The sequence below is a fragment of the Streptomyces sp. IMTB 2501 genome (genome assembly GCF_001953885.1).
GTDB lineage: Bacteria > Actinomycetota > Actinomycetes > Streptomycetales > Streptomycetaceae > Streptomyces.
Window position 1 is genome coordinate 39,710 of the sequence record NZ_MQUS01000040.1, and the last position, 23,163, is coordinate 62,872.

At 68.7% G+C, this 23,163-nt stretch carries 24 protein-coding genes and 3 pseudogenes; 18 read left to right on the plus strand and 9 right to left on the minus strand.

Annotation, left to right across the window (positions count from 1 at the left end):
• Window positions 1-472: 472 nt before the first annotated feature.
• The 3 genes and pseudogenes from AV521_RS40955 to AV521_RS53050 all read left to right on the plus strand — a co-directional run bounded on the left by AV521_RS40955 (window position 473) and on the right by AV521_RS53050 (window position 3,650).
• Window positions 473-1,003: a hypothetical protein gene (locus AV521_RS40955; RefSeq protein WP_143658739.1), complete on the plus strand. Its 531-nt coding sequence runs from the start codon at window positions 473-475 to the stop codon at window positions 1,001-1,003.
• 1,060 nt (window positions 1,004-2,063) lie between these two features.
• Window positions 2,064-3,216: pseudogene (locus AV521_RS47195) on the plus strand (protein kinase); the annotation flags it as partial.
• Between the two features lie 173 nt (window positions 3,217-3,389).
• Window positions 3,390-3,650, plus strand: coding sequence for a hypothetical protein (locus AV521_RS53050; protein ID WP_371917106.1), 261 nt, complete (start codon window positions 3,390-3,392; stop codon window positions 3,648-3,650).
• A gap of 1,174 nt (window positions 3,651-4,824) precedes the next feature.
• On the opposite strand, the gene AV521_RS40975 is transcribed toward AV521_RS53050, so the two are convergent.
• From AV521_RS40975 to AV521_RS49820, 3 genes are read right to left on the minus strand one after another with little or no spacing between them, the layout of a single operon-like run.
• Window positions 4,825-5,649 carry a hypothetical protein gene (locus AV521_RS40975; RefSeq protein ID WP_256725917.1) on the minus strand — a complete coding sequence of 275 codons (825 nt, stop codon included), beginning with the start codon at window positions 5,647-5,649 and terminating at the stop codon, window positions 4,825-4,827.
• Window positions 5,646-6,884: a cytochrome P450 gene (locus AV521_RS40980; RefSeq protein WP_076096418.1), complete on the minus strand. Its 1,239-nt coding sequence runs from the start codon at window positions 6,882-6,884 to the stop codon at window positions 5,646-5,648. The genes AV521_RS40975 and AV521_RS40980 overlap by 4 nt, the downstream gene beginning before the upstream one ends.
• A 31-nt stretch (window positions 6,885-6,915) precedes the next feature.
• Window positions 6,916-7,470, minus strand: a complete 555-nt coding sequence (locus AV521_RS49820; protein ID WP_179023778.1) for a DUF6228 family protein — start codon at window positions 7,468-7,470, stop codon at window positions 6,916-6,918.
• Window positions 7,471-7,553: 83 nt separating this feature from the next.
• On the opposite strand from AV521_RS49820, the pseudogene AV521_RS40985 reads away from it, so the two are divergent.
• The 3 genes and pseudogenes from AV521_RS40985 to AV521_RS40995 all read left to right on the plus strand — a co-directional run.
• Window positions 7,554-7,739: pseudogene (locus tag AV521_RS40985) on the plus strand (WYL domain-containing protein); the annotation flags it as partial.
• A gap of 258 nt (window positions 7,740-7,997) precedes the next feature.
• A complete protein-coding gene (locus tag AV521_RS40990; RefSeq protein WP_179023780.1) occupies window positions 7,998-8,909 on the plus strand; it encodes a glycosyltransferase 87 family protein in 912 nt (303 codons plus the stop codon).
• A 12-nt stretch (window positions 8,910-8,921) separates the two neighbouring features.
• The gene (locus AV521_RS40995; RefSeq protein ID WP_076096422.1) at window positions 8,922-9,197 is read left to right on the plus strand and encodes a hypothetical protein; all 276 of its coding nucleotides are present in this window, start codon (window positions 8,922-8,924) and stop codon (window positions 9,195-9,197) included.
• Between the two features lie 282 nt (window positions 9,198-9,479).
• Here AV521_RS40995 and AV521_RS41000 read toward each other — a convergent pair whose 3' ends face one another.
• Window positions 9,480-9,968 carry a hypothetical protein gene (locus tag AV521_RS41000; RefSeq protein ID WP_076096424.1) on the minus strand — a complete coding sequence of 163 codons (489 nt, stop codon included), beginning with the start codon at window positions 9,966-9,968 and terminating at the stop codon, window positions 9,480-9,482.
• A gap of 65 nt (window positions 9,969-10,033) precedes the next feature.
• On the opposite strand from AV521_RS41000, the gene AV521_RS41005 reads away from it, so the two are divergent.
• The gene (locus AV521_RS41005) at window positions 10,034-10,999 is read left to right on the plus strand and encodes a YafY family protein (RefSeq protein ID WP_076096426.1); all 966 of its coding nucleotides are present in this window, start codon (window positions 10,034-10,036) and stop codon (window positions 10,997-10,999) included.
• A gap of 335 nt (window positions 11,000-11,334) precedes the next feature.
• Here AV521_RS41005 and AV521_RS41010 read toward each other — a convergent pair whose 3' ends face one another.
• A complete protein-coding gene (locus AV521_RS41010) occupies window positions 11,335-11,772 on the minus strand; it encodes a hypothetical protein (protein ID WP_076096428.1) in 438 nt (145 codons plus the stop codon).
• A gap of 96 nt (window positions 11,773-11,868) precedes the next feature.
• Here AV521_RS41010 and AV521_RS41015 point away from each other — a divergent pair, with 96 nt between their 5' ends.
• The 6 genes and pseudogenes from AV521_RS41015 (at window position 11,869) to AV521_RS50190 (ending at window position 14,267) form a co-directional block, all read left to right on the plus strand.
• On the plus strand, window positions 11,869-12,438 hold the full coding sequence (locus tag AV521_RS41015; RefSeq protein WP_076096461.1) for a TetR/AcrR family transcriptional regulator: 570 nt from the start codon (window positions 11,869-11,871) through the stop codon (window positions 12,436-12,438).
• A 333-nt stretch (window positions 12,439-12,771) separates the two neighbouring features.
• Window positions 12,772-12,943 (plus strand): annotated as a pseudogene (locus tag AV521_RS48295) (M18 family aminopeptidase); the annotation flags it as partial.
• Window positions 12,944-13,009: 66 nt separating this feature from the next.
• Window positions 13,010-13,264: a DUF6458 family protein gene (locus tag AV521_RS41030; protein WP_076096430.1), complete on the plus strand. Its 255-nt coding sequence runs from the start codon at window positions 13,010-13,012 to the stop codon at window positions 13,262-13,264.
• Window positions 13,265-13,332: 68 nt separating this feature from the next.
• Complete coding sequence (locus tag AV521_RS41035) at window positions 13,333-13,650, plus strand: hypothetical protein (RefSeq protein WP_076096433.1); 318 nt, start codon at window positions 13,333-13,335, stop codon at window positions 13,648-13,650.
• Window positions 13,651-13,666: 16 nt separating this feature from the next.
• Window positions 13,667-14,095: a hypothetical protein gene (locus tag AV521_RS50185; protein WP_218639406.1), complete on the plus strand. Its 429-nt coding sequence runs from the start codon at window positions 13,667-13,669 to the stop codon at window positions 14,093-14,095.
• Window positions 14,064-14,267: a hypothetical protein gene (locus tag AV521_RS50190; RefSeq protein ID WP_218639407.1), complete on the plus strand. Its 204-nt coding sequence runs from the start codon at window positions 14,064-14,066 to the stop codon at window positions 14,265-14,267. The genes AV521_RS50185 and AV521_RS50190 overlap by 32 nt, the downstream gene beginning before the upstream one ends.
• A 599-nt stretch (window positions 14,268-14,866) precedes the next feature.
• Here the strand turns inward: AV521_RS50190 and AV521_RS48300 are convergent.
• Window positions 14,867-15,193, minus strand: coding sequence for a hypothetical protein (locus tag AV521_RS48300; protein ID WP_107481157.1), 327 nt, complete (start codon window positions 15,191-15,193; stop codon window positions 14,867-14,869).
• 592 nt (window positions 15,194-15,785) lie between these two features.
• Complete coding sequence (locus tag AV521_RS41050; protein ID WP_256725918.1) at window positions 15,786-16,349, minus strand: lytic transglycosylase domain-containing protein; 564 nt, start codon at window positions 16,347-16,349, stop codon at window positions 15,786-15,788.
• A gap of 579 nt (window positions 16,350-16,928) precedes the next feature.
• Between AV521_RS41050 and AV521_RS41055 the strand changes: the two genes are divergently transcribed.
• The 4 genes from AV521_RS41055 to AV521_RS41070 are packed head-to-tail and all read left to right on the plus strand — an operon-like array spanning window position 16,929 to window position 20,129.
• Window positions 16,929-18,089, plus strand: a complete 1,161-nt coding sequence (locus AV521_RS41055; protein ID WP_076096437.1) for a DUF4158 domain-containing protein — start codon at window positions 16,929-16,931, stop codon at window positions 18,087-18,089.
• Window positions 18,089-18,412 carry a hypothetical protein gene (locus AV521_RS41060; RefSeq protein ID WP_076096439.1) on the plus strand — a complete coding sequence of 108 codons (324 nt, stop codon included), beginning with the start codon at window positions 18,089-18,091 and terminating at the stop codon, window positions 18,410-18,412. Before AV521_RS41055 ends, AV521_RS41060 begins: the two co-directional genes overlap by 1 nt.
• Before the next feature lie 39 nt (window positions 18,413-18,451).
• A complete protein-coding gene (locus tag AV521_RS41065; RefSeq protein WP_076096441.1) occupies window positions 18,452-19,540 on the plus strand; it encodes a Tn3 family transposase in 1,089 nt (362 codons plus the stop codon).
• A complete protein-coding gene (locus tag AV521_RS41070; RefSeq protein ID WP_076096443.1) occupies window positions 19,470-20,129 on the plus strand; it encodes a Tn3 family transposase in 660 nt (219 codons plus the stop codon). The genes AV521_RS41065 and AV521_RS41070 overlap by 71 nt, the downstream gene beginning before the upstream one ends.
• A gap of 10 nt (window positions 20,130-20,139) precedes the next feature.
• Here the strand turns inward: AV521_RS41070 and AV521_RS41075 are convergent, their stop codons facing one another.
• Both AV521_RS41075 and AV521_RS41080 read right to left on the minus strand, forming a co-directional pair.
• Complete coding sequence (locus AV521_RS41075) at window positions 20,140-20,802, minus strand: response regulator transcription factor (RefSeq protein WP_076096445.1); 663 nt, start codon at window positions 20,800-20,802, stop codon at window positions 20,140-20,142.
• An 82-nt stretch (window positions 20,803-20,884) separates the two neighbouring features.
• A complete protein-coding gene (locus AV521_RS41080) occupies window positions 20,885-22,060 on the minus strand; it encodes a sensor histidine kinase (protein ID WP_079249664.1) in 1,176 nt (391 codons plus the stop codon).
• A 208-nt stretch (window positions 22,061-22,268) separates the two neighbouring features.
• Between AV521_RS41080 and AV521_RS41085 the strand changes: the two genes are divergently transcribed.
• Complete coding sequence (locus AV521_RS41085; protein WP_179023782.1) at window positions 22,269-23,156, plus strand: ATP-binding cassette domain-containing protein; 888 nt, start codon at window positions 22,269-22,271, stop codon at window positions 23,154-23,156.
• The last annotated feature ends 7 nt before the right edge of the window (window positions 23,157-23,163 follow it).

Sequence of the window (23,163 nt, forward strand, 5' to 3'; positions counted from 1 at the left end):
CGAGGCGGCCCGGTTGCGGGGTGTCGTGGCCCGCGTAGCGGCCTGTTTACCGAACCCCTGGGGCCGCACCACCGCGTCCCGCTGAGGGACTCGGCGAGTTCGAACCACACTTCCATGGTCGCGGCTGCGAACCTCCCCTCGGTGCTGGACCTGGTCGCCGACCTGCTGATCACGCCGCCGCCCGACCGGCGGTCTGCGCTGGTGATCCCGCCCGGCAGCGCTGGGCGCACCACCGGTGACGCCGCCCGGGCGGTACGGGGCGCGGAGGCCCGTCGGCATCAGGGAGACGTGGCGGCACGGGTGTTGCCGGCCGGCGGCCAATGCGCGTGGAAGGACATGTCCTGGCCGCTGCTCCAGGCGCCGGCCGTGCCGGACGCCGGCCGCTTCGACCTCCTGCCGTCCCACGAAGTCGCAGCGGCGGTGGCGGAGGACAGCCGCCGAGTACGGCCAGCAGCGCGGTGTCGTGGCCCGGGTGCTGCCACTGCTGTACCGGCGTCTGCTCGGCGAGGACGCCCTGCTGCGGGCTGCGGCGGTGAGGGCCTGGGCTTCCCTCGCCGCACGGCATCCGCTGCCGGGCAGCCTGGCCGACTGCGGGCCTGCGCTGCTGCAGGACCGCTACCTGGCCGTCCTGCGGGCCCTGCTGATCCATGGGCGCTCACTGCTGCACGAGAGGGACGTGTGGTCTCTGGTCGGTCTGGCCGCGCAGATCGTCGGCGCCTACCGCAACGACGAGGACGAGCACGACCTCGTGGCGCTGGCTCCCGGAGTCCTCTGCAGCGAACGCTCGCGCTGGGATGCCGGTCAGGTCCCCCAGGTCGAACCGTGGATTCTCCACCATGCCGCAGCGCAGCCTGCGCGGGAGGCTGAGCGGCCGGCCGACCGGCTCTGGTGGAGCAGGATCGCCGCGCACAGCCCGCAGATGGCGGTCGTGCGGACGGCCGCGCTGCACGATCCCCCTCTCAACAGCCAGTTCAACGATGACGACCTGCGGTACGTCACTTGATGGGAGACGGCCGACGGGGGGTGTGAACATGCCACACCAACGGTTCGAGGAGTTGGTCCGGCCGGGCTGGACGGGTGGGGCGGTACTACTGGTGCAGTGTCTTCAGCGTTTCGGGTGCTGGAGCGATGCGGGCGCGCCGGCCCGCCACATGTACGAGCAGCTGCCACCGGTGCCCGCCTACGACGGGCACCGGGCTCGGCTCGAGTCCGTGCTCAAGCACACCGCCCTGCAGGCCGATCCGTCGCTGCAGTCCGTGGGCACACCCGCGTGGCCGGTCCCAGCGCCCGAGCCCGAAGAGCGGTTCGGTTTCGCTGCCCAGTGTGACCTGCTGGTGCTCGCTCGTCTCGCGTTGTGCGGCGAACTGCCCCACCAGGCCGCCGTGTCGGGCGAGAGGGATTCCTCGGCCCGGCGTCTTCTGCCGGCGTCAGACCGGCTGGACGAGGTCGCCGCACGCGTGGAGCAGCTGTATCAGCAGGCAACCCCCACCGCCGGCTTCGTGCGCGCGTGGGCCGCATCCCTGCGGGTGGCCGCGCCCCTGATGCCGGCCCACAAGGCGCTGCGGCAGGCGGACGCGGACCGGGAACGGGCGCACCGTCAGGCGGCGCTCCTTCGCGCCGAGGACCTGCTGGAACATCTCGACCGAGACGACCGCTGCACAAGCCGCTGCTGCGGTGGCTGGAGCAGGTCCACGCGGCGACCGCGCGAGGCGACCGTCTCGCAGCCGCTCTGGCCGAGGTGCCGGTTCAGCTGCAGGCGACACGGCGGTCAGTCCGCCTGCATCTGGTACCGCATGCCTACGGCGTACCAGCCAAGGCGTACGCCGTTCACCAGGCCCGACGAAGACCCGCACCCTCCGACGCCGAAGTCAGTAAGGCAGTACCCCGACGCACAGACCTGTGGTGTCCGCGGTGCCGACCCGTCGGTCACCGCGGCCGGTGGTCCGGTTGTCCGTGCCGATAATCTTGTGCTCGTTTGGGGGGCGAGCGGGGCTGCCCGGTGGTCTGCGGGCCACGGGCACGCGGTGTACGTGTCCCGGTGGGCGAGGGGGATGGTGAGGCCGATGGGTGATGACACTACGGGTGGGGCGGGCGCCGGATCGCGCACGGTGGGGCACGGCAGGTACATGCTGCGGCAGCTGCTGGGCCAGGGCGGGATGGCCACCGTCCACCTCGCACACGACTCCGTGCTGGAGCGCCCGGTGGCGGTCAAGACGCTCCACACCGGCCTGGGCCACGAGCCGTCCTTCCGCGAGCGGTTCCGCCGCGAGGCACAGGCGGTGGCGCGGCTGAGCCACACCAACATCGTGGCGGTGTTCGACAGTGGTGAAGACGTCGTTGCGGACGCCGGCCCGGTGCCGTACATCGTCATGGAGTACGTCGAGGGCGCGTCGCTGTCCGCACTGCTCCGGGAGGAGATCGACAAGCACGGCGCGATGCCCTGCGACCGTGCTCTGAGGATCACCGCGGATGTGCTCTCGGCGCTGGCCGCCTCCCATGAACAGGGCCTGGTCCACAGGGACATCAAGCCGGGCAATGTGATGGTCACCCCGCGCGGGGTGGTGAAGGTGATGGACTTCGGCATCGCCCGCGCGCTGCAGTCCGGGGTGACGTCCATGACGCAGACGGGCATGGTGGTGGGCACGCCCCAGTACCTTGCACCGGAGCAGGCGCTGGGCAGGAGCGTCGATGCCCGAACCGACCTTTACTCGGTGGGCTGCATGCTGTTCGAACTGCTCACCGGGAGGCCGCCGTTCGAGGGGGACACGGCCTTCTCCATCGCCTACAAGCACATCCAGGAGCAGCCGCCCGCGCCGTCCGGCATGAACCAGGCGATCAGCCCGGCGGTGGACGCCCTGGTGGCCCGGGCGCTGGGCAAGGACCCGGCGCTGCGCTTCCCCACCGCCGAGGCGATGCGGGATGAGGTGGAGCGGGTGCTGTCCGGCCTGCGGGGCGGCGTGAAGTCGCCGCACGCAGCGGTGCCGGGCCTCAGGGGTGTCACACCGGCGAAGCACCCGCGGCGCCGACGTGTCGCATATGCCGCCGGTGCGGCCGTGGTCTTCGCGGCCGGCGCAACCGCTGCGGCCCAGCTCTTGCCGGGGCACACCGGGCCCGCCAAGGTTTCGCACGGCAAGCCGTCCGGGGAGAGAAGCAGCCGGGCATCCGCAGGCTTCACCGCGGCGTCTCCGTGGCGGCTCGTCGTCAGCGACCGGATCGGGGGCCGGGACACTGGCTGCACCGTTACGCTGACCAACACCGACACCGGTCAGCAGCAGGTTTTTGAGAACTACGGCACCAAGTCGTTCCTGGCCCACACCTCAGGACCGTTTCGCTGGGCGGCCAACAACCCGGGCTGCCAGGTGGTCCACCGATCCGGAGCGGGGGCGGCGGTGCCGCCCTTCACCCGGGAGTACGGCACGGGCGACACCGAAGCCTTCAGTGCGCGCGGGCCGATATCCGTGAGGGTGCTGGACTTCAACGGTGCCGGCGACTGCGGGCTCGACCTACGCGACGCCGCGAACGGAGAGGCCGTCGACCTGGGTACAGTCCCCAAAGGCGGCGGCCCGCTCAAGCTCGACCCGAGCGGACACTCCCAGGTCTACCTCGCTGATCTGCAGTGCAGCGTGAAGGTCACCGCTGCCCGCCGGTGAGAACTGACCGGAGACGGCCCACGGCTCCCCTCGTATGCGCGAAAGGCACTACTGCGCTTCACCTGACCCCGGACCGGACCCGCACGAGTCCGCGGGTGCCGATGAATAACCCAGCCGTCAGGCATCCCCATCACCATCGCAGACGACCATGCCCACGGATCTCGGCCGGGTAGTGCTGGCCTCAACAAGGCGCAGCTGGGCCGGGGCGCTGGCGTGGTGCGGCCAGTGGTCACCGGCGGGCGGTCTCCGGCTGGTCGCGCGACGTCGTCGCCGTCGCCGCCGCCGGTCGGAGAGCAGTCCCACTCGGCGGCGACGGTGCCGGTCTCCCGGTGGCGGGCGCGCGCGTCCTGGTCCACGTTGCCGTCGGCGTAGGCGAACCAGATCTCCGACCGGCGAGCCAGTGCCATCGCTCTCCGGGCTTCCGTCAATTTGCGTCCTTCAACACGTCGAACTTCGTTACTACGGCCTCTTGTGCAGGGCGTGCTGCCTGTCATCGCCCCCGTACGAGCTGCCGGAGCCCCACTTCCCATCCGGGCCGCACTCCGCAGTGGAGGTCGTGGCTGAGGGAGTCACAGATCCGCGCTACCTGTCGGCGAGCGGAGGCCGCGAGCAGCAAGGCCGCGGGGTAAGACGGCCGGGCCTCGGGTTGCTGCAGTCCGTTCACCCTGCGCCCGTCTCACCCTGCGCCCGTCCAAAGACCACCAGGCTCCTTCACAGTGGCGCAGAATCTCTCGATCGAAGCCCGCACGTGTGCTGCCTGGTCCCACTCAGCACCGTACTCGCCTGCGGGCGCACGCCAGTTACGTACGAGGTGTTCCGCCACCTCGGCGACGTCGTCCGGCGCTGCGAAGACCCGGTGCGGCGCGGCAAGCGGTCGGCGGGGTCGCGATGGACGGCCCGGCCCCGAGCAGGGCGTAGTCCCAGCCTGTCTCTTCCTCCCAGCGGAAGCGGAGACCGCCCACCCCGGCGGTGCGGCTGGTGTCCCACACGAGCACGATGTACATCGTGTCCCCGTGCTGGGGGTAGGTGCGGACGGTGCCCGGCGGGATGCCGCGCCCGGTGAGGGCTTCGTCGACGGCCTGAGGTTAGGGCCAGTGCGGCAGCTGCTGTGCCGCACCGGGCCCCAGCCCGGGCGGGTTCAGGATCACAGCTCACCTCCGTGAGCAGGGGCGGGTCACGAGGCGCGGCGGAAGGCAGCGGCAGGGCCGATCGCGCCGGGGCCGAACCTGGCACGGATGCCGTCGATGGCCGCTTCGGCGACCAGGCGGTCCTCGCGGGCGCCGTCCAGGCTGATCTGCTGGGCAACCTGCCCGGCACCGACGAGATCCTCGCCCTTGAGGACGATGCCGGTCAGACGAGCGCGCTGCATGCCGGCAGCGTCCATCAGCTGGCACGCCACGGTGCGCAGGTCTTCGTCATGCCCCGATGGTTCAGGGAGACGGCGGGGCCTGTCCCAGCTGCTGCCGCCCGCGAACTTCAGCGTCAGGGTGAGCGCTTGGGCGGCCTGCTCATGTCGGCGCAGCATGAGCCCGAGCTGGACGACCAGGTCCAGCAGGGCGGCTCGGACGGGCGCGCCGTCCTGAGTGTGGTGAGCAAAGCGGTGGCGTACGGCCGCGGAAGCGGGCAGCGCGCGGGACAACTGGAAGGGTGTCGATGACTTGGGCCCGGTGGGCGGCGAGGCGGCCGGACAGACGACGGTGAGCCGGCCGACGCTGTGGATGCCGTAGTCACACAGCACAGCGGCCTGACAGGGTCCGATCCCGTGCAGGTCCTGAACCGGCAGCGGCCCGCGCCGGTCAGCGACCTGATCCGGGGCGATGGCGGGGACGCCTCCGGGGGCCGGAATCTGGGCGGAGGCGGTCGCGGCGACCGTGATGGTGGGACCGATACCGATCCGGAGGTCGACACCGAGCCAGGAGACGGACCTGACGCGCAGGATCTCCCCCAGATGACGGGCGTCGGTGCCGTGGTGGCGCATCCAGGATCCGTCCCCGATCATCTCGCCATCGTGCCTGGTCCAGTGCTCAGGTCCCTGTCTGCGGTATCGCGCCGCGCTGCCTTCGTGGCCTTCACTGGCAGGCTGCGGAGCCCGCGTTTGTGAAATGAGGGCCACCATTGCAGTTCGTCGGCGGAGACGGCGAGTTCGAGCACGGAGTAGCGTTCGACGAGCGAGCGAAGCGCGATCTCTGCTTCCAGTCGTGCGAGCGGTGCGCCGACGCAGTAGTGGATGCCGTGGCCGAAGGCGAGGTGGGCGTAGGGACGATGGCCTGGAGCGAAAATGTCGGGCGAGAAAAACTCGCGCTCATCCCGGTTCGCTGAGGCGATGGAGATCCAGACGCGGCCGCCGGCGGGTATGACGGTGTCGCCGATCGTCACGTCTTGCAGTGCGAATCGGCGTACGCCGAGAGGGAAGGGCGGGTTCCAGCGTAAGGTCTCCTCGATCACAGCTCGGATCGATAGCTTGCGACGGCGGACATCGTCCATCACATGTGGCTGCAGCAGCAGTCCGAGGGCTGCGTTGCCGATGAGGTGGACGGCATTGTCATAGCCAGCGAACAGGATGAGGAAGGCCAGAGAGAGCAGTTCCTTTTCGCTGAGGCTCGCGTGTTCGTCTCGGGCTTCGGTGAGCGCCGACAGCAGGTCGTCGGCTGGGTAGTTGCGCTTGTCCTGGACGACCCCGGTGAGGAACTGGTGCATCTGCCGCATCGCCGCTCGTGAGTCCCCGGTGGCATTGGGTTCGGGTGAGAGCAGGGTGTCGGTCCAGGCCCTGAAGTCATGACGGTCCTTTTCGGGGATGCCGAGCAACTCACAGATGACACCCATGGGAAGTGGGACGGCCAGGGCCTGCATGAGATCTATTCGAGGGCCGGCCATCTTGCCGAGAAGGTCGGCTGTCATGGTCTGGATGCGGTCACCCAAGGCTGCGATGCGCCGTGGTGTGAAGGCTCCTGCAACGAGGTGGCGCAGGCGTGTGTGGTCGGGGGGGTCCATGTTGAGCAGGTGGGCGTCAAGTTCGGGCGGCATGGACGACTGGTAGGCCCCGCTGACCTTCGCGTTGGCTTTGTCCAGCGACAGGCGGGCATCGGCAAGAGCGGCCCGAGCCTCGGCGTAGCGGGTGACGATCCAGACCGGTTGTCCATCGGGGGTGGAAGTGGGGTGGACCGCGACGCCCTCACGCAGTCGGCGGTATGTAGCGGTGGGGTCGGCAATGAGCTCGTGGTTGAACAGTGTCATGGACGGATTCGCCTGTCTGCGGTGGCTGGTGTCAGGTCTGCAAGAGCGATTCTCTTAGGTACGGCAGTGCCCGAGGCCCCCCTTCCCGCAGTGCTCGGTGCCGGAGTGAGGACTGGATGAACAGCCCGCCAGCAGCAGGCAGGAGAACAGCACCGGCCACCCAGGCCGCAAGCCACTGCCAGACCAGCACGTGCTGAGCGGGATTCCCCTGGGAACGCAAGGCCGATATGCGCATCTCCTCTCCAGGAGCGTGATCCGTCGGCGCCTCGAAATGCCACTCGTCGTCAGGTAGGCGATCGTGCAGGCCCCAAGTCAACTGGACGCATGATCCGTTGTGCTCAGCAGACAGCGTCAGGCCTCTTTCCAGCGACCGCCAGGTCCGGGCACCGGTCCACCCGCGGAACTCCTTCGCCGACTCGGCCAGAAAGACGTCCAGGCCTTCACTGCACCAGGTCCTCACCGTGATCTCGATTCGCACCGCCTGTGGTGTCGGGAATCGACCGGTGCTGTTCGTACGCCGGTGCATGCTGTTGTGCGCTTGTGCGCTCTCCCGAGAAAAATCTTCCAGCCACTTGATCAGGCGCACTCTTCTCGCACGGTGGCGGGGTGAGCTTCCCGCTCCGCATCTGTGCCGGTGGGGCCGGCCCCACCGGGGTCACGGTGCCCACCCTGGAGGCTCTCGCCTTCACGGATCAGCCCGGCGAGTTCGACACCCCGGACGCTGAGGTCCTGCTCACCGTCGCCGGTGCGGTGCGCGACCACCGACCGGTCCCGATCCGCTACACCGACCGCGACGGACGACGCAGCGAACGCACACTGCACGCGTACTGGATCGTCGCCCATGCGGGCCGCTGGTAGTGCGGATCCACGTCCCCGCCGTGCCGCTGCTCACCACAGCCAGTGAGTACGGGTATCGAGTGAGCTGATGGCGTGTGACATGCCGCTGACGGCGTAAAGAGACGGCTCAGGCTGTTCAGCCGGTCACGCTGACACACATTGATCACGGTCGCGTCAGGAGACCTCTAGGTGCATAGATCGCGTGAGTGGCTGTCCGAGCGGATCCGTCGGGGGCGGCGACTTGCCGTAGCCGCGGGCCTCAGGACCGGAGTGTGGGTGACGGGCCACGCTGGATGGTGTCTGACCGTCTCGATCGCTCTGCACGTCCTGGCCATCAGTGTCTTTCCTCCCGCACCCCTTGACCTGCGCGTCTATCGCGACGCCTCTCCGCTTCTCCTCTCCGGCGGACTCTACGACTACCGCCTGCACACAGCCCCGCCCATTCCCCTGCTGGCGTTCACCTATCCGCCGTTCGCGGCCCTGGTGTTCCTGCCGTTGGCACATCTGCCGTGGACAGCCGCGCTCTGGCTGTGGCAAGCGGCCTCCGTGGCCGCCTTGTTCGCCATCAGCGTCTGCACCGCGCGTCTGGTGTCCGCCGACACTCTCCGGCGCACCATGTCCCACGCCATGATCTGGACCGCCGCCGGTCTCTGGCTCGAACCCGTCCGCCACACACTCGACCAAGGCCAGGTCAATCTGCTGCTGGACGCCTTGGTACTGGGGGCCTTGGCTGTAGTCCGTACGGCCGCGGGCCAGGGAGGGGCCGTCGGACTGGCCGCCGCGGTCAAACTCACTCCAGGTGTCGGTGGACTGTACTTCCTGGCAACCCGGCGATGGCGCGCGGCGGCATGGGCCCTGGCCGCTGCGTGCGCAGCCACGGCACTGGCCTGGCAGATCGCACCGCGCGAGTCGGCAAGGTACTGGAGCACCCTGGTGACCGACACCCGACGCATCGGCCCCGTGTGGTCCGTGCGCAACCAGTCGCTGCGCGGAGCGCTCAGCAGGCTCCTCGGCCACGACGCCACCCTTTCCCCTGCCTGGTGGCCCGTCCTCGCACTAGTCACCGCCCTTGCTGCCGACGCCCTGCTCAATGCCGTCACACGCCACGACCTCCTCGGCATCCTGATCACCGCTGAGCTGTACGGACTGCTGGCATGCCCTATCTCCTGGAGCCACCACTGGATCTAGTGCCTGCCCACCATGATCTGGCTCACCCACCCCATCAGACGGCACCAACTACTCAGCCGCATCACCCTCGCAGCATGGATCACCGCGACAGCCACACACCTCGTACCGCTGCTGATCCGATGGGAGGACAGCCTGCACCGCACCAACCCCTACCCGGCCCTGCTGGCCTGGCCCGGCACGGCCTACACTGCATGCGCCGTGCTGAGTCTTCTCGCCATCAGCACCCACCCCGCGCACACCCCCAGCCGCAAACACGGCCACACCACGACGCACCCCCAGTCTGCCTAGGATGCCCCTAGGTGAGATCACTCCCGATGCCGCGCCTGAGAGACACAGGACATCGAAGGGGCCGACACCGGCCGGACGCCAAGTCCATGGCTGCAGGGATGTGGAGGCCACACAGGTCATGTACTTGGCGAAGGCGTCGACACCAAGAACTGCGACAGCGTGTACTTCGCCGACGTTGAGCGCCACAGCTGGCGAGGTCGCCCACTCTGGCGCTCAGGAGTCGGGCCGACTGGCCAGGCTGTGACCCCCGGTGAGGAGGCCCTGAAGACGTGGCAGCCGCCGTTATGCGACGCGGTCGGTGGCCGTGCGCCGGGCGAAGTCCATGTGCCAGTTGGTGATCCAGGTCCGCCCGTTGTCGAGGGAGAACGCCTGCTCCCAGTGGGCGCGGTCGGTGGTGATGCCGGACCAGATGAAGCGCGCCCGGACCTTGCGTCCGCCGTGTTCGTCGTCGCCGTGGAAGACGCCGGTGCCGTCCGCGCCGAAGCTGCCGGTGACGGGTGGGAAGAGGGTGCCGGTGCGCTTGCTGGCCCAGTACAGCGACCACTGTGCGGTCGCTGGGTTGAACAGCCGCAGGGTAAGTCCGGAGAAGCCCTTGGTCGGAAATTCGATCTCATCGAAGCTGGCGGCGCCGTCGAAATGAACGGAGGCGCGGGTGATGCCGGGGAATTCCTCCCAACGGTCGTCACCCTCCGTCGGGTCGAGGAAGTCCTTGCGCCAGCGGTTGGCGACGTCGTAGGTGCCGGTGAAGAACGCAAAGTCGTTGTTCGTCATGCCGCAGACGCTAGGACCGGTCCCCTGACATCCTGTGTCAGGGGACCGGTCGTAGATTTGCGACCATGCGCGCTGGTCGACTCCTCTTGCTTCTGCTCCTGCTGCAAAACCGCGGCCGGATGACCGCCGATCAGCTGGCGGCGGCGCTGGAGGTGTCGGTGCGTACGGTGTACCGGGATGTGCAGGCGCTGATCGCGGCGGGCGTGCCGGTCTACGGCGAGGCGGGGCACGCGGGCGGCTACGCCCTGCTCGACGGCTACCGCACGCGGCTGACCGGGCTGACCGCGGCCGAGGCGCAGACCCTGTTCCTGGCCGGTCTCCCCGGGCCGGCGGCCGAACTGGGGATGGGCTCGGTCCTGGCAGCGGCCGAGCTCAAGCTCGAGGCAGCCCTGCCGGTCGCGTTGCAGGACCAGGTCCGGCGGATCCGTGAGTGCTTCCACCTCGACGCCCCGGGCTGGTACCGGCAGGCGGACGAGGTGCCGCATCTTCCGGCGGTGGCGGCCGCGGTGTGGGAGCGGCGGGCCATCCGCGTGCGCTACCGCCGGTGGCAGACCCCGCAGGTGGTTGAGCGGCGTCTGGAGCCCTACGGGATCGTGCTCAAGGCCGGACGCTGGTACACCGTCGCCCGTGCCGACGATGACCTGCGCACCTACCGGATCGGGCAGATCCTTGACCTGGAGCCGCTGGAAGAGGTGTTCGACCCACCGGCCCGTTTCGACCTGGCTCGTCACTGGCAGGCCCATACGGCTCAGCTGCAGGAGCGGCTGTGGCAGGGCGAAGCGGAGATACGCATCTCACCGGCCGGCATCACCCGCCTCCAGGACGTCGCGGCGCAGGCGGTGCTCGATGGCGTGAACCAGGGAAAGCTGGAGCCCGGCGGCTGGCGCCGGGCTGTCATCCCCATCGAGAGCCTCGCCCATGCGGAGGCAGAGCTGCTGCGGCTGGGCCCGGAGGTGGAGGTGCTCGCACCGCCGGAGCTTCGGGAGCGTATCGCCGCATCGGCACGGACCGTGGCGACGCTCTACGACTGAAGGTGATTTCGCCCGTACATGCCGTCCGGACGACCGGCGTCGGGAAACGCCGGTGCTCTCCCTGCACCCGGATGAGGCGCACCGTCCTGCGCGGTTCATTACGTCACGCCTTCTTAAGCGTCGCCGCCGGAGCGCGTGGCCATTGCCGGAAGGTCGGTACCCGCTCAGGCAGACCGAGAGCGGTATGCGGGGCGGTGCTGCTGCTCAGGCCACTGCCCTTACCCGCTGTCCCTCGCCCAGTCTCGACAACTCAGGCGCTCATCCGCCAAGTGGAGTACTCAGCCACCCCCGACGCACCGGCAGCATGGGGTATCACTCGTCTAGCGGCCAGGAGGTCAACGCCCGCTCCCGGCCGCTGCACTGGAGGTGACGGCGGCGATGAGGGCGTCGCCGGTGTAGGCGTTGCCGCCGATGCCCCAGCCTCCGTCGGGTGCGTTGAGGATGTTGACCCAGGTGTTTTCCCGGTTGTGTCCGGCGACCGTCAGTGAGTCGACGACGTCGGTGGCGGCGGTGATGAACGCCGCGCGGGCTTCCGTCGTGTTCAGGCCGATATTGGGCAGCTTCAGTTCGACCATGACGACGGGGCGGTTCACCCCGCCGGCGTAGACGTCCTGGGGCGCCAGGACGTGGACGGTGCCACCGACGATCGAGGCGAAGAAGCTGCTGCCGGTAAGTCCGCTGGCTTCGATCAGCGCTGTGGTCAACTGCGGCAGGATCTCGCGCTCTCCAGCGGCGGTGAGCACGCCACGCGGGGCGGTGACAGTGATCGGCATGGGGAAATCCTTCCTGATGTGTAGCTAGTACGTACGTACTAGCCGTGAACTCAGCCTGCAGTAGGATGACCGTACTAGTCAAGGTGGGAGATGCCGGTGTCGAGCGACACACGTACCCGGATGATCGAGGCGACAGTAGAGGCGTTGCGGTGCCGCGGCGTCGCCGGGATGTCGTTCACCGAGGTCCTGCGCGACAGCGGCGCCGCGCGCGGTGCCATCTACCATCACTTCCCTGGCGGCAAGGCCCAACTCGTCGCCGAAGCCGCCACACGCTACGGACACGACGTCTGTGCCCACCTCGCCGAACTGCCGGCCGAGAGCCCTCAGCACACCGTCGAAGCCTTCCTCGCGGCCGTGCGGTCCGTCGTGCAGGAGTCGGCCTGCGGCGGCGGCTGCGCCGTCGCAGCCGTCACCGTCAGCACGGACGCAGACGACGACACGCTGAGGCAGGTCGCGGCGACCGCTTTCGCCTCCTGGGTCGACCAGCTCGCCGAACGACTCACCACCAGCGGCCTGCCACACGGCGACGCCGCCGACCTGGCCACGACCCTGATCACCCTGCTCCAAGGTGCCCACGTACTGTGTCGAGCCGCCGGCACGATCGAGCCCTTCGACCAGGTCGCTCGCACAGCGATTGAACTCGTCCGCAGTCGGTGCCACGACTGATCAGCCGGTGCAACAGCACCTCCACACCTCCGCATCGGCGTAGGCGAACAGCCCCTCCAGCGTGTGCAGACGCACCTTAGGCCGATCCGGCACTGCAAAGCCGCGGGCCGCGAGCAGCGGCGGACCTCCCGGATCGCTCCGGACACGGTGGAGCGGTCCACTCCGTACAACTCGGCCAGTGCGGCGTGCGGCAGCCCCAACCGCAGGTGCACCGGCGTGATCAGGAGCCGATCCTTGACGTGCTCCCTGGCCTAAAGTCCAGGAATTCCGGCCTGGGTCGTCTGACCCTTCCTGGGGGCTTCCTGCTTCAGCGCGCTGTGCGGGCACGTGTGCGACTCCATGCCGTGCGGCACCACTGATCGGCCCCATCACCGCGGCCCGGCACGGCATCCGCACGGTAGACATCGGCTTCGCGATCTTCTCGATGCACAGCGCCCGCGAACCCCGCACAGCCGACGCCCCGTACTTGCTGGCGAACACCCTCACGGCCTTCCTGGAGGGCTAGTTCGCGAACCGCGGGGTACCCGGCCGGCACCGGAGATTCCGGAACCGGAAAGGGAGGCGAATTCCCATGGGGCTCGGCGGATGCATCATCCTCCTCGCCGCGGGAGCCATCCTGACGTTCGCGACCGACTGGCACATGAAGGGCGTCAACCTCCCGGTCGTCGGGCTGATCCTGATGGCCGTGGGACTGCTCGGCGTCGTGACGTTCACGGGGATCGCGCGTCGTCGGCGGGTCGTGGTCCCGCCGACGACACCGGTGATGGAGGAGGAACCCCGCCGCCACCACCATGTCGACGGCTACAACGACGGCTACGGCGTCTGACGACAACGCCCAGCTACTGCTCGTCCATCCGGGCCAGGACGAGCGGCAGCCGTTCCGCGCCGCCTTCTATGAACCGGACCGGAACAGACCGAACCGGATCGCCCCGCGCGCACGTCTGGCTCGGGGCCCAAGACCGTGCCCTGCACGGTGTCGGCAACAACGACATCGACGTCCTCCCCAAGAACAGCCCATGCGGGTTCTGGGCCTGTGCCCTCGACCAGGACTACGGCGCAGCCCTCCCCGCCGCGGACATCCGCCCCAGTCGGATTCTGTGCAGGCTCACCGCCGCGAACCGCGTCGCCCAGTTACGGGTGACCTCCGTGCACGACGACGCGGCCCGGGTCACGCTGGACATCACCGTGTGGGTGCCTGCCCCCAAGACCTGACCGAGGGGCGGCCCTAATGGCAGCAGCCATGCTCAGCCACTCCGAACTCGTCTGCCTGGCGTTGGTCCAGGCCCTGCTCGGCTACCACTCCGAGGCGCGGTGGCTTCGGTTCGCCCGCAAGCGCCTGGTCGGCCTGTTCCCGTACCTGCTGCAGCAGTCGGTGTACAACAAACGCCTACGGGCGGCTCTGCCACTGGTCAAGCGCACGATCCGGCAGCTGGCCATGGACAGCGACTTCTGGACGGACACCGTGTGGATCACCGACTCCACCCCGGTGCCGTGCGGCATGTCGCCGGACAGTCCAGCGCTCCAAGCGGGCGGGCTGGGCCGGCTAGGGCTACTGCAGCTCCCACTCCCGGTTCTTCTGGGGCCTGCGCCTGTACCTGGTCTGCACGCCGACCAACATGCCGATCATGTGGGCGCTCGTCAACCCGAAGATCGGTGAGCGCGAGGTCCTGGCCGCGATGCTCGAAGTCGACGCGGACCTGGTCCGCACGCGCGAGGGCATCCTGCTCATCTCGAACAAGAGTTTCGCCTCGAAGGCATTCGAGAAGGACCTCTCCCAACTTAGCATCGAGTTGCTGCGACCGTCGTTCAAGCGCGAGAAGAAGCGCTAGGGCGAGCCGATACTCAAGAAGGTCCGCCAACTGATCGAGTCGGTCAACGACACCCTCAAAGGGCAGCTCGAGCTGGAACAACACGGCGGACGGTCCTCCGAGGGCGTCGCGATCCGGGACCGGCCGTCCGCCAGTGCCGGCTCGAAGCGGTCGACTGCTCTCCGCGCGAGCGGAGGTGAACCGAGGCGTCGACCATCACGCAATTGGACTCTGTCGCTGATCTTGTGACGGAGCCAGAGATTCCTCAGCCATAACGGAGTGCGGGCCGTTCCTTGCACGCACTCGTCCTGCTGAACCTGCGGTGCGAGCGGTTTGTCGGCATCGGGGGCGGACAGCAACACCGGGACGCTCACGCAAACGCATGGATATCGGAGGCATGCAGGCGTGCCCAATACTGTGAGTTATGCGAGGGACATCCGGCCATTGTTCACCGCCATGGACGTCGAGCACATGCGGCCGATGGGCGTTCTGCTGGACGACTTCACGTACATGTCCGACCCCGGACATGCCCAAGGCGTGCTCGACCAGGTGTCCAGCGGCTCCATGCCCCCCGCCCGACAGCGGCGAGCCGCCGTGGGACCAACAACGAGTTCAGCTGTTCAGGACTGGATCAACGACGGCTTCAAGCTTTGAGCGGCATCACCCGCGGTGACGGATCCTCCCGACGTCTCACGGGCGGCCCGCCGCGCGGCTGAGTGGTGATCGATCTCCGGCGCGATGTGCCGAGGCCGCAGGCCCAGCACCCCGGCCAGACGGGCACCCGCACGGCCGGCCAGCGCGAGAGCAATCGAGGTCAACTGCTCACGCACCAGTGGCGTGTAGCGGGCACGCGGGCTCGTCAGCCCCGCGATCTGCTCGGCGAACGTCACCGCCTGACATGCCGGATTCGGGCACTTGAACCGCCGCACCAGCAGCTCGATCACCATACTAGCGCCAGCGACCCCGGCATCCGCGAGCCGTCGCACAAACCGCCGTGCACCCGCACCGACGCAAACCGCAGTGCGGACAGTCCACCCCTGCCCGGCGGGACCGCGCATGCATGGTGACCACCCCGGCCGCGGCCCGTTCGACCAACTCCACTACGACACCGTCAAGATGAGGGAACAACACCTCGAAACTCCGCCAAGCGCACGCGAGCCGTGATCACGGCCACCACTGATACCGGCTCCGTCACAAGATCAGCGGCAGAGCCGAATTTCGTGATCGTCGACACGAGGACGTCGACCAGGTCCCGCGGCCCCACAGCTACTCTCCGCGCGAGCGGAGGTGAACCGGAGTTCAAAGAGGCCACCCGCCACCAACAGGCCCACTCCCCCACTGAAACCAAAACTCCCGACCACTGAAACCCAACCGCCGAACATCAGGTCTCGGTGAACTCCAGGAAGCGGATGGTGGCCGTACCTTCGGTCGGCGCCGCGTGGACGGGCTTGAGAACCTTGGCGATCTGGCGTGCCACCCGGCGTTGGGCAGCTCGGCGAATAGAGCGTCCTCGATCTGCCGGGTCAGTGCGTTCGAGGCTCACTGGGCAAGGTGCCGGCCGGGGGCGGGCGACGTGCCGGTCTGCTTGGCGTAGGTCTGGGCGTACTTCGGGATCAGTGCCTCGATCCGGTTCACATAGTTCTGAGTCTCAGGGATCCGTGGGATGCCCCGGGCCTTGAGTACCGCGACGGGGCCGGCGTTGTATGCGGCGAGCGCGAGCCGGGTGGGGTCACCGGGGATGCCCTTGACCTGCTTGAACAGATGGCACATGTAGGCGCCCTGGGCCGGGATGGCGTCGGCGGGGTTCCACACGTCGGCCTTGCCATCGCCGGCGTAGTCCTTGCCCCACTCCGCCCAGGTGGACGGGCGGAACTGCGCGATGCCCTGGGCCCGCCCGGAGTCCGCCCGCGGATCCCAGTGGCTCTCCGCGTCGAGTTGCGCGGCCAGCAACGGAACGCTCAGCTGCGGACAGGTCCTGGCGGCCGACTGAACAGTCACCAGATACCGATCAGGAATGGCGGGCAGTGCGGGCGGCCGGCTCAGCCACCACACGACGCCGACGCCGGCGGTGACTACGAGTACGACTCCGAGGGCCAGGCCCACCAGGCGTCCTCGGCGTACGGAGCGCCTGGGTGCCATCTCCGCCCAGGAAGGGCCGCGCACTGCGGCGGGCGACGCCCCTTGCCAGGAGGTAGGTGTGGCCTGCTGACTTTGTCGCCACACCCGGCCGCTGTCCGCCGCGTTGGCTTGCTGCTGTTGCATGTGCCCAGTCCGTCCGGTCGGTGCACCCGGTGCTCTGCCGATGACAGGTGGGACGCCTTGGACTCTGCCGTCGGTTGCAAAGTCGCGCAGCTGAGCAAGCGTCTGTGGGAATCGCCACAGGACGGAACCGGCCTCAGCCGCCCACCGAGACACCGTCACCGAAACCGCCCCCAAGGCATGCTCGGCCTCGGGGCCAGTCCTGCCCACCATGCTGTCAGCACTACAAGGGGTCCAGCCAAGGTGAGCCCAAAAGCCGCGACAGGATGATCTTGAAGCCTTGATCCCCTGCGGCTCCTCTACCAGCGCACCCCGGTGCGTGTCCTGGATTCCGGAGTTCTGATCTTCGCAGCGTTGTTGGGCCGGGGATGACCGCGCGAGCGCGTGTGGCGCCTCCAAGGGCTGGCGTCGGGTGGGGTGGGGATGACCTCGATCGAACGGACCGCGTACCCGCGGTTCAAGCGGCTGATCACCGCGCGTGAGCTGCATGTGTTCTTCACGCCCAGTGAGGAGGAGCGGATCTGGGCTGAGGAGGTCACGGACTCCGACGAGCATCAGCTCGCCCTGCTGGTGGCGCTGAAGTCGTATCAGCGGATGGGGTGCTTCCCCAAGGTGTACGACGCGCCGGACCAGGTGGTGGAGTTCGTGCGCCGGGCGGTGGAACTGCCCGAGAGCACGCTGCCGGTGTACGCCTCCGGACGGACGGCCGAGCGGTGCCGGTCGTGGGTGCGTGAGCGGTGCGGGGTGCGTTACGACGGCCCGGCTGCGCGCAGGCTCGCTGAGGAGACGATGCGGGTGGAGGCAGCGTCGAAGAACAACCCGGCGGACCTGATCAACATCGCGCTGGAGAAGCTGGTCGAGGCCGGGCTGGAGATACCGCGGTTCTCCACGTTGGACGCGATGGCCTCCAAGGTGCGGGGTCAGGTGAACGAGGAGATCCTGGCAGGCATTCAGAGCCGGGTGACCGAGGAGGAGCGGCGCCGGGTGCTGGGGCTGCCGGATGTGATCGGGCTGGACCGCAAGACGCTGTTCAACGCGCTCAAGCAGAACCCGGGCCGGGCGACCTGGTCGAACTTCAAGCGGCTCAAGGGCCACCTGGAGTGGGTGGACGGCCTCGGAGATACCGGCAAGTGGCTTGAGGGGGTGGCGTCGGCGAAGGCCGCGGACTTCGCCGGCGAGGCGGAGGCCCAGGACGCCGCCACCTTGAAGGACTACACCGAGGACAAGCGGGTGGCGCTGACCGCCTGTCTGGCCGCCAAGGCCCGCATGCGTGCTCGGGACGACCTGGCCACGATGTTCTGCAAGCGCATGGCGGCGAAGGCGAAGAAGGCCCGCGAGGAGCTGGCCGAGATCCACCGCCAGCAGCAGGAGATCGTGGAAGCACTGATCGGCAACTACCGCACCCTGCTCCAGCAGGTCGACACCGGCGGACCGGCGCAGACCGCCCGGGCGACGGCCGCCGCGCTGACGAAACATGCCCCGGACGCGCTGGAGGGCCTGGAGGAGGAGGCAAGTGCGGCCGAGGTCGCCGAGCTGCTGGGGGTAAGGTCTCGCCCGCTTTCTCGCAGCTGGCCGAGGGGCTGATGGTCCAGTCGAACGGCCTCGGCTCGCTGCTGTCGGCGGTGGACCGGCTTGGCGGGTTCGAGGCCCAGTACGCGCAGATCGAGAAGGTCTCTGCCCACCACGGCGACAACTGGGAAGTGCTGCTGCACGGGCACCTGAAGGCCGACCGGCCAGTGATGTTCGACCTGACCGACGCTATCGAGCTGAAGGACACCAGCGAGGACGCCAGCGTCCTGGCCGCCCTGGCGCATGCCAAGGCCCACCGCACCTCTGCCCGCGACTACATCCCCGACCGCGACGCAGACGGGGAGGAGATCGACATCTCCTTCGCCACCCAGAACTGACGGAAGGTCATCCGCGACCGCCGCCGGCCCGGTTACTTCGTGCGCCGCCACTTCGAGGCCATGGTCTTCTTCTACCTCGCCGAGGAGCTGCGCTGCGGTGATGTGGCGGTGATCGGCTCGGAGGAGTACGCCGACTGGTCCGAACAACTGCTGCCCTGGGAGCAGGTAGAGGCCAAGCTACCCGAGTGCCTGGTGGAGGTCGGCCTGCGCGAGGCAGGCGACACGACGCCGTTCGACGGCCGCGCTCTCGTAGCCCACTTGCGCGCACGGCTGACCGAGGCTGCGGCGAAGGCGGACGGGGACTACCCGGACAACGACGAGCTGTTCATCGACCCGGACACCGGGGTGCCCAAGCTCAAGCCACGCCGCGCGGACAAACCGAGGGCAAGCGCGGTGCGGCTTGAGCAAGCGATCAAGGAACGGATGCCGGAGCGGTCGCTGCCTGGCATCGTGGCGCGTACCGCCTACTGGATCGAGTGGTGGTACCGGTTCGGGCCGGCCTCCGGCAACGAACCGAAGTTGAAGGACCCCATCGGCCGGTACGTGATCACCACGTTCGTCAAAGGCACGAACATGACGTTCGCCGAGGCCGCCCGGCATATCGCCGGAGTGAGTGCACACGAGCTGTCGGTCGCTGCCCGCCGCCACACGACGGTGGCCAAGCTGAACGAGGCGCTCACGGACGTGGTGAACGCGCACGCGAAGCTCGACGTGTCCCGTGCGTGGGGCAACGGCACCACCGCTGCGGCCGACGGCACGCATATGGATACCTACCTGGACAACCTGCTCGCCGAGACCTCTGTCCGGCATGGTGCCGTGGGCGGCATCGCGTACCACCACATTTCAGATCTTTATATCGCGTTGTTCACGCACTTCGTGCCGTGTGGGGTGTGGGAGGCCGTTTACATGATCGAAGGCCTGCTGAAGAACGCTTCCGAGGTGCGGCCGGGCACGATCCATGCTGATACGCAAGGTCAGAGCTATCCGGTGTTCACCCTCGCACACTTGCTCGGGATCGATCTGATGCCCAGGATCCGCAACTGGAAGGACTGCCTGTTTGTTCTTCCGGCCGTCCCGCAGCACCGTCCACGAGCACATCGACGCACTGTTCGGCGAGCCGGGACGTAACGTGATCGACTGGGAGCTGGTCGAGACTCACTTCAAGGACTTGATGAGGGTGACCGTCTTCATCCGCGAGGGCACCATCTCCTCCACCCTGCTGCTCAAGCGACTGCGCTCCGGCTCCCACAAGAACGCCACCTACACCGCCTTCCGCGAGGTCGGGCGGGTGATTCGTACCGTCCAGTTGCTCCGGTACCTCTCGGACGCGCCGCTGCGCGGCCGGGTGACGGCCGCGACCAACAAGGTCGAGGCGTTCAACGGTTTCAGCGACTGGGTGCGGTTCGGCCAGCGTGGCACGGTGGCGGCCAACGACCCGGTCGAGCAGGAGAAGGACGTGAAGTTCACCTCTTTGCTCGCCAACCTGCTGATCTTCCACAACACCCTCGATATCGCCGACGTGGTGCGGCAGTTGCAGGCCGAGGGCTGGGGCATCGACCCGCTGGACCTGGCCCAGATCTCGCCTTACCTAACGGAGCACGTCAACCGGTTCGGCGTCTACTCCATCCATGAGATAGGGGTCACCCCGGAGGACTACGACACCCACCTCGACGTCGACTTCAGCGTGTTGGAGGACGAGCAGGCCCCAGCGGCATGACCCGCATGCTTCAGCGAGGCAGGGTGACGAGCCCCATCTCATAGGCGGTGATAACGAGCTGAACCCGGTCCCGGGCGCCCAGTTTGGTGAGCAGCCGTGACACGTGCGACTTGGCGGTGGCCACCGTGATGAAGAGGTCCTCGGCGATCTCGGTGTTCGACCGGCCGCGTCCGACCAGGGCCAGCACTTCCCGTTCCCGCTCGGTGATGCCCTCGACCGGCCGTGGGGAGCGCTCCGGGACAGCCGCGGGGCGCCCGATGAAGTCCGCGATCAGACGGCGTGTCACACCCGGCGCGATCAGTGCGTCGCCGGCGGCGACCACGCGGATCGCCGCGAGGATGTCGTCCAGCGCCATGTCCTTGACCACGAAGCCGCTCGCGCCGGCCCGGAGCGCGCCGTAGACGTGGTCGTCCTCGTCGAAGGTGGTCAGGACGAGGACGCGTGTGGCTGCCGGACCGGCCGTGATCTGGCGGGTGGCCTCGATCCCGTCCATGCCGGGCATCCGGATGTCCATGACCACGACGTCAGGGCTGGCATCCCTGACCAGCTGGACGGCCTCGGCGCCGGTGGCGGCTTCACCGACGACCTCCAGGTCGCTGTGCTCGGCCATGAGCACGCGTAGACCGGACCGCACCAGGGGCTGGTCGTCGGCGAGCACAACGCGGACGGTCACTGGTGGACCCTCCTCTCTGCGGGCTCTGAGAAGGTGCCCATGGTTAGATGCCGGTGAGAGCCGGGGTGACGGCCCGCGGTGGTCATCGGGTCTCCACCGGAACTCCGACGGGTGCGGGCAGCGGCAGCCTGGCCGCCACCCGGAAGCCGCCCTCAGGGCGGGGCCCGGCGCTCAGGTGGCCGCCCAGCAGACCGACCCGCTCCCGCATCCCGATGATGCCGAAGCCGTGGGCCGAGCCGTTCCCGGTGGTGCCGCGCCCGTCGTCGACGACCTCCACGGACAGTTCCCCGTCTCCGTAGGTGATGGCCACCCGGCAGCGCCCGGTGCCCGCGTGCCGGACCACGTTGGTCAGCGCCTCCTGCACGATGCGGTAGGCGGACAGATCGATGTCGGTTGGCACAGGACGCTGCTCCCCGCTGCGGCGCACATCGACGTGTACCCCCGCGCCCGCGGTCGCTGCCGCCAACTGTTCGACGTCCGCCAGCCCCGGCGAGGGTGCGAGCGGTGACTGCTCCGAGGGGGGCGAACCCCGGTCGGCCTGGCGGAGCGAGACCAGCGTGCGCCGAAGGCCCGAGAGAGTCTCTCTGCTGGTGGCCTCGATGGCGCGCAGGGCTTCGTGCGCCTGTGCCGGCTGCGTCTGGATGACCCGGCTGCCCACACCGGCCTGGATGGCGATGATGCCGATGCTGTGCGCGACCATGTCGTGCAGCTCCCGTGCGATCCGCAGCCGTTCGGCGGTCACGGCCTCGGCCACCTCCTGTGCACGCAGCGCCACTGCGTGCTCGCGGCGCTCGCGACTCAGCAGACCGGCCATGCAGGATGCGGCCAGCGCCAGGAGGGCGATCACCCCGTTGACGGTCAGGTTGTCCCCGTGCGCGAAGACGCCGATCACCAGCAGCTGCACGGCGGCAGACACGGCCACGGCCACAACCGAAGCGCGCCGTGCACAGGTGGTGACGATGAAGCCCAGGACGAGGTCCACCGCCAGATACGACAGGAACTGGCCCTGATACGCGACCGCCAGGCTCTTATGGACGGAGCTCGGAGTGCCCGCCACCACAGCGGTGGATCCGAAGAGTGCCATGGCCAGAGCCAGCAGCGGCATCCGTCGCACCACGCCGACGAGCAGGCTCACAGCCAGCAGTGCCCCGACACCGTGAACGGTGCCCGACGCCCGCGGCGCGCCCCCCACCAGCAGACCCACCACGAGTAGGTAGGAGGCGCCCCCCGCCCAGGCCACAGCCTTGGTTCTCGTCATCGGTGGCATTCCCTCCCGGGAACAACCCGACGGTGCGCGACGCGCGTAGGCAACAAAGTGATCGTCATGGGGTTCACGCCGCGAGACTAACCGGCCACCGCTGGCGCGGCATCAGCCCGGGGACGTACGCCCACGGGCCAATGCGGCCGCACGATTGCCGCCCACGGCCCCATGTCCGGGCGTGCGTCCTCTTGGCAGTGTGGGTGCCGTGATCGAAGTCAGCGAACTCACCAAGCGCTACGGCCGCAAGACGGCCGTCGACCATCTGTCCTTCACCGTGCGGCCGGGCCAGGTCACCGGATTCCTCGGCCCCAACGGCGCCGGCAAGTCCACCACCCTGCGGATGATCCTCGGCCTGGACACGCCCACCACCGGCGCCGCCACCGTCAGCGGCGTCCCCTTCCACCGCCACCCGCGCGGACTGCGACACGTCGGCGCCCTCCTCGACGCCGGGCATATCCACGGCGGACGCAGCGCCGCCGCCCACCTGTCCGCCCTGGCCCGCAGCAACGGCATCCCGCGGCGCAGGGTGGAAGAGGTGCTTCAGGAGGTGGGGCTGGCCGAGGTGGCCAACCGCCGCATCGGCGGATTCTCCCTCGGCATGAAGCAGCGCCTCGGCATCGCCACCGCCCTGCTCGGCGACCCGCCCGTGCTCATGTTCGACGAGCCGATCAACGGCATGGACCCGGAGGGCGTGCTCTGGGTACGCCGGCTCTTCCGGCGCCTGGCCGCCGGGGGGCGCACGGTCTTCCTCTCCAGCCACCTGATGTCGGAGATGGAGAACACCGCCGACCAGCTGGTCGTCATCGGCCGGGGCCGCCTCATCGCCGCCGAGCCGCTACGGGACTTCGCGGCCCGTAGCACCCGTAGCAGCGTCGTGGTCGCAACACCGCAGGCCGCCGAGCTGGCAGCGGTGCTCACCGCGGCGGGCGCCTCGGTCGAGCCGGAGGGCTCGGCGGGCGCCGAGAAGCTCGCCGTGACCGGGCTCCCGGCGGACCGGATCGGCGCGCTCGCCTTCGAGAACCGCATCCGGCTGGACGAACTGACCACCCGTACCGCCTCACTGAGCTTCTTCAGCGGTGACTCTCCAGGGTGAGGACGGC

Coding starts and splice junctions, on each gene's coding strand:
- AV521_RS40975 (WP_256725917.1), bottom strand. CDS start 5,649: ATGATCGGGGACGGATCCTGGATGCGCCACCACGGCACCGACGCCCGT.
- AV521_RS40980 (WP_076096418.1), bottom strand. CDS start 6,884: ATGACACTGTTCAACCACGAGCTCATTGCCGACCCCACCGCTACATAC.
- AV521_RS40995 (WP_076096422.1), top strand. CDS start 8,922: ATGATCTGGCTCACCCACCCCATCAGACGGCACCAACTACTCAGCCGC.
- AV521_RS41000 (WP_076096424.1), bottom strand. CDS start 9,968: ATGACGAACAACGACTTTGCGTTCTTCACCGGCACCTACGACGTCGCC.
- AV521_RS41005 (WP_076096426.1), top strand. CDS start 10,034: ATGCGCGCTGGTCGACTCCTCTTGCTTCTGCTCCTGCTGCAAAACCGC.
- AV521_RS41010 (WP_076096428.1), bottom strand. CDS start 11,772: ATGCCGATCACTGTCACCGCCCCGCGTGGCGTGCTCACCGCCGCTGGA.
- AV521_RS41030 (WP_076096430.1), top strand. CDS start 13,010: ATGGGGCTCGGCGGATGCATCATCCTCCTCGCCGCGGGAGCCATCCTG.
- AV521_RS41035 (WP_076096433.1), top strand. CDS start 13,333: ATGAACCGGACCGGAACAGACCGAACCGGATCGCCCCGCGCGCACGTC.
- AV521_RS50185 (WP_218639406.1), top strand. CDS start 13,667: ATGGCAGCAGCCATGCTCAGCCACTCCGAACTCGTCTGCCTGGCGTTG.
- AV521_RS50190 (WP_218639407.1), top strand. CDS start 14,064: ATGTGGGCGCTCGTCAACCCGAAGATCGGTGAGCGCGAGGTCCTGGCC.
- AV521_RS48300 (WP_107481157.1), bottom strand. CDS start 15,193: ATGGTGATCGAGCTGCTGGTGCGGCGGTTCAAGTGCCCGAATCCGGCA.
- AV521_RS41055 (WP_076096437.1), top strand. CDS start 16,929: ATGACCTCGATCGAACGGACCGCGTACCCGCGGTTCAAGCGGCTGATC.
- AV521_RS41060 (WP_076096439.1), top strand. CDS start 18,089: ATGGTCCAGTCGAACGGCCTCGGCTCGCTGCTGTCGGCGGTGGACCGG.
- AV521_RS41080 (WP_079249664.1), bottom strand. CDS start 22,060: ATGACGAGAACCAAGGCTGTGGCCTGGGCGGGGGGCGCCTCCTACCTA.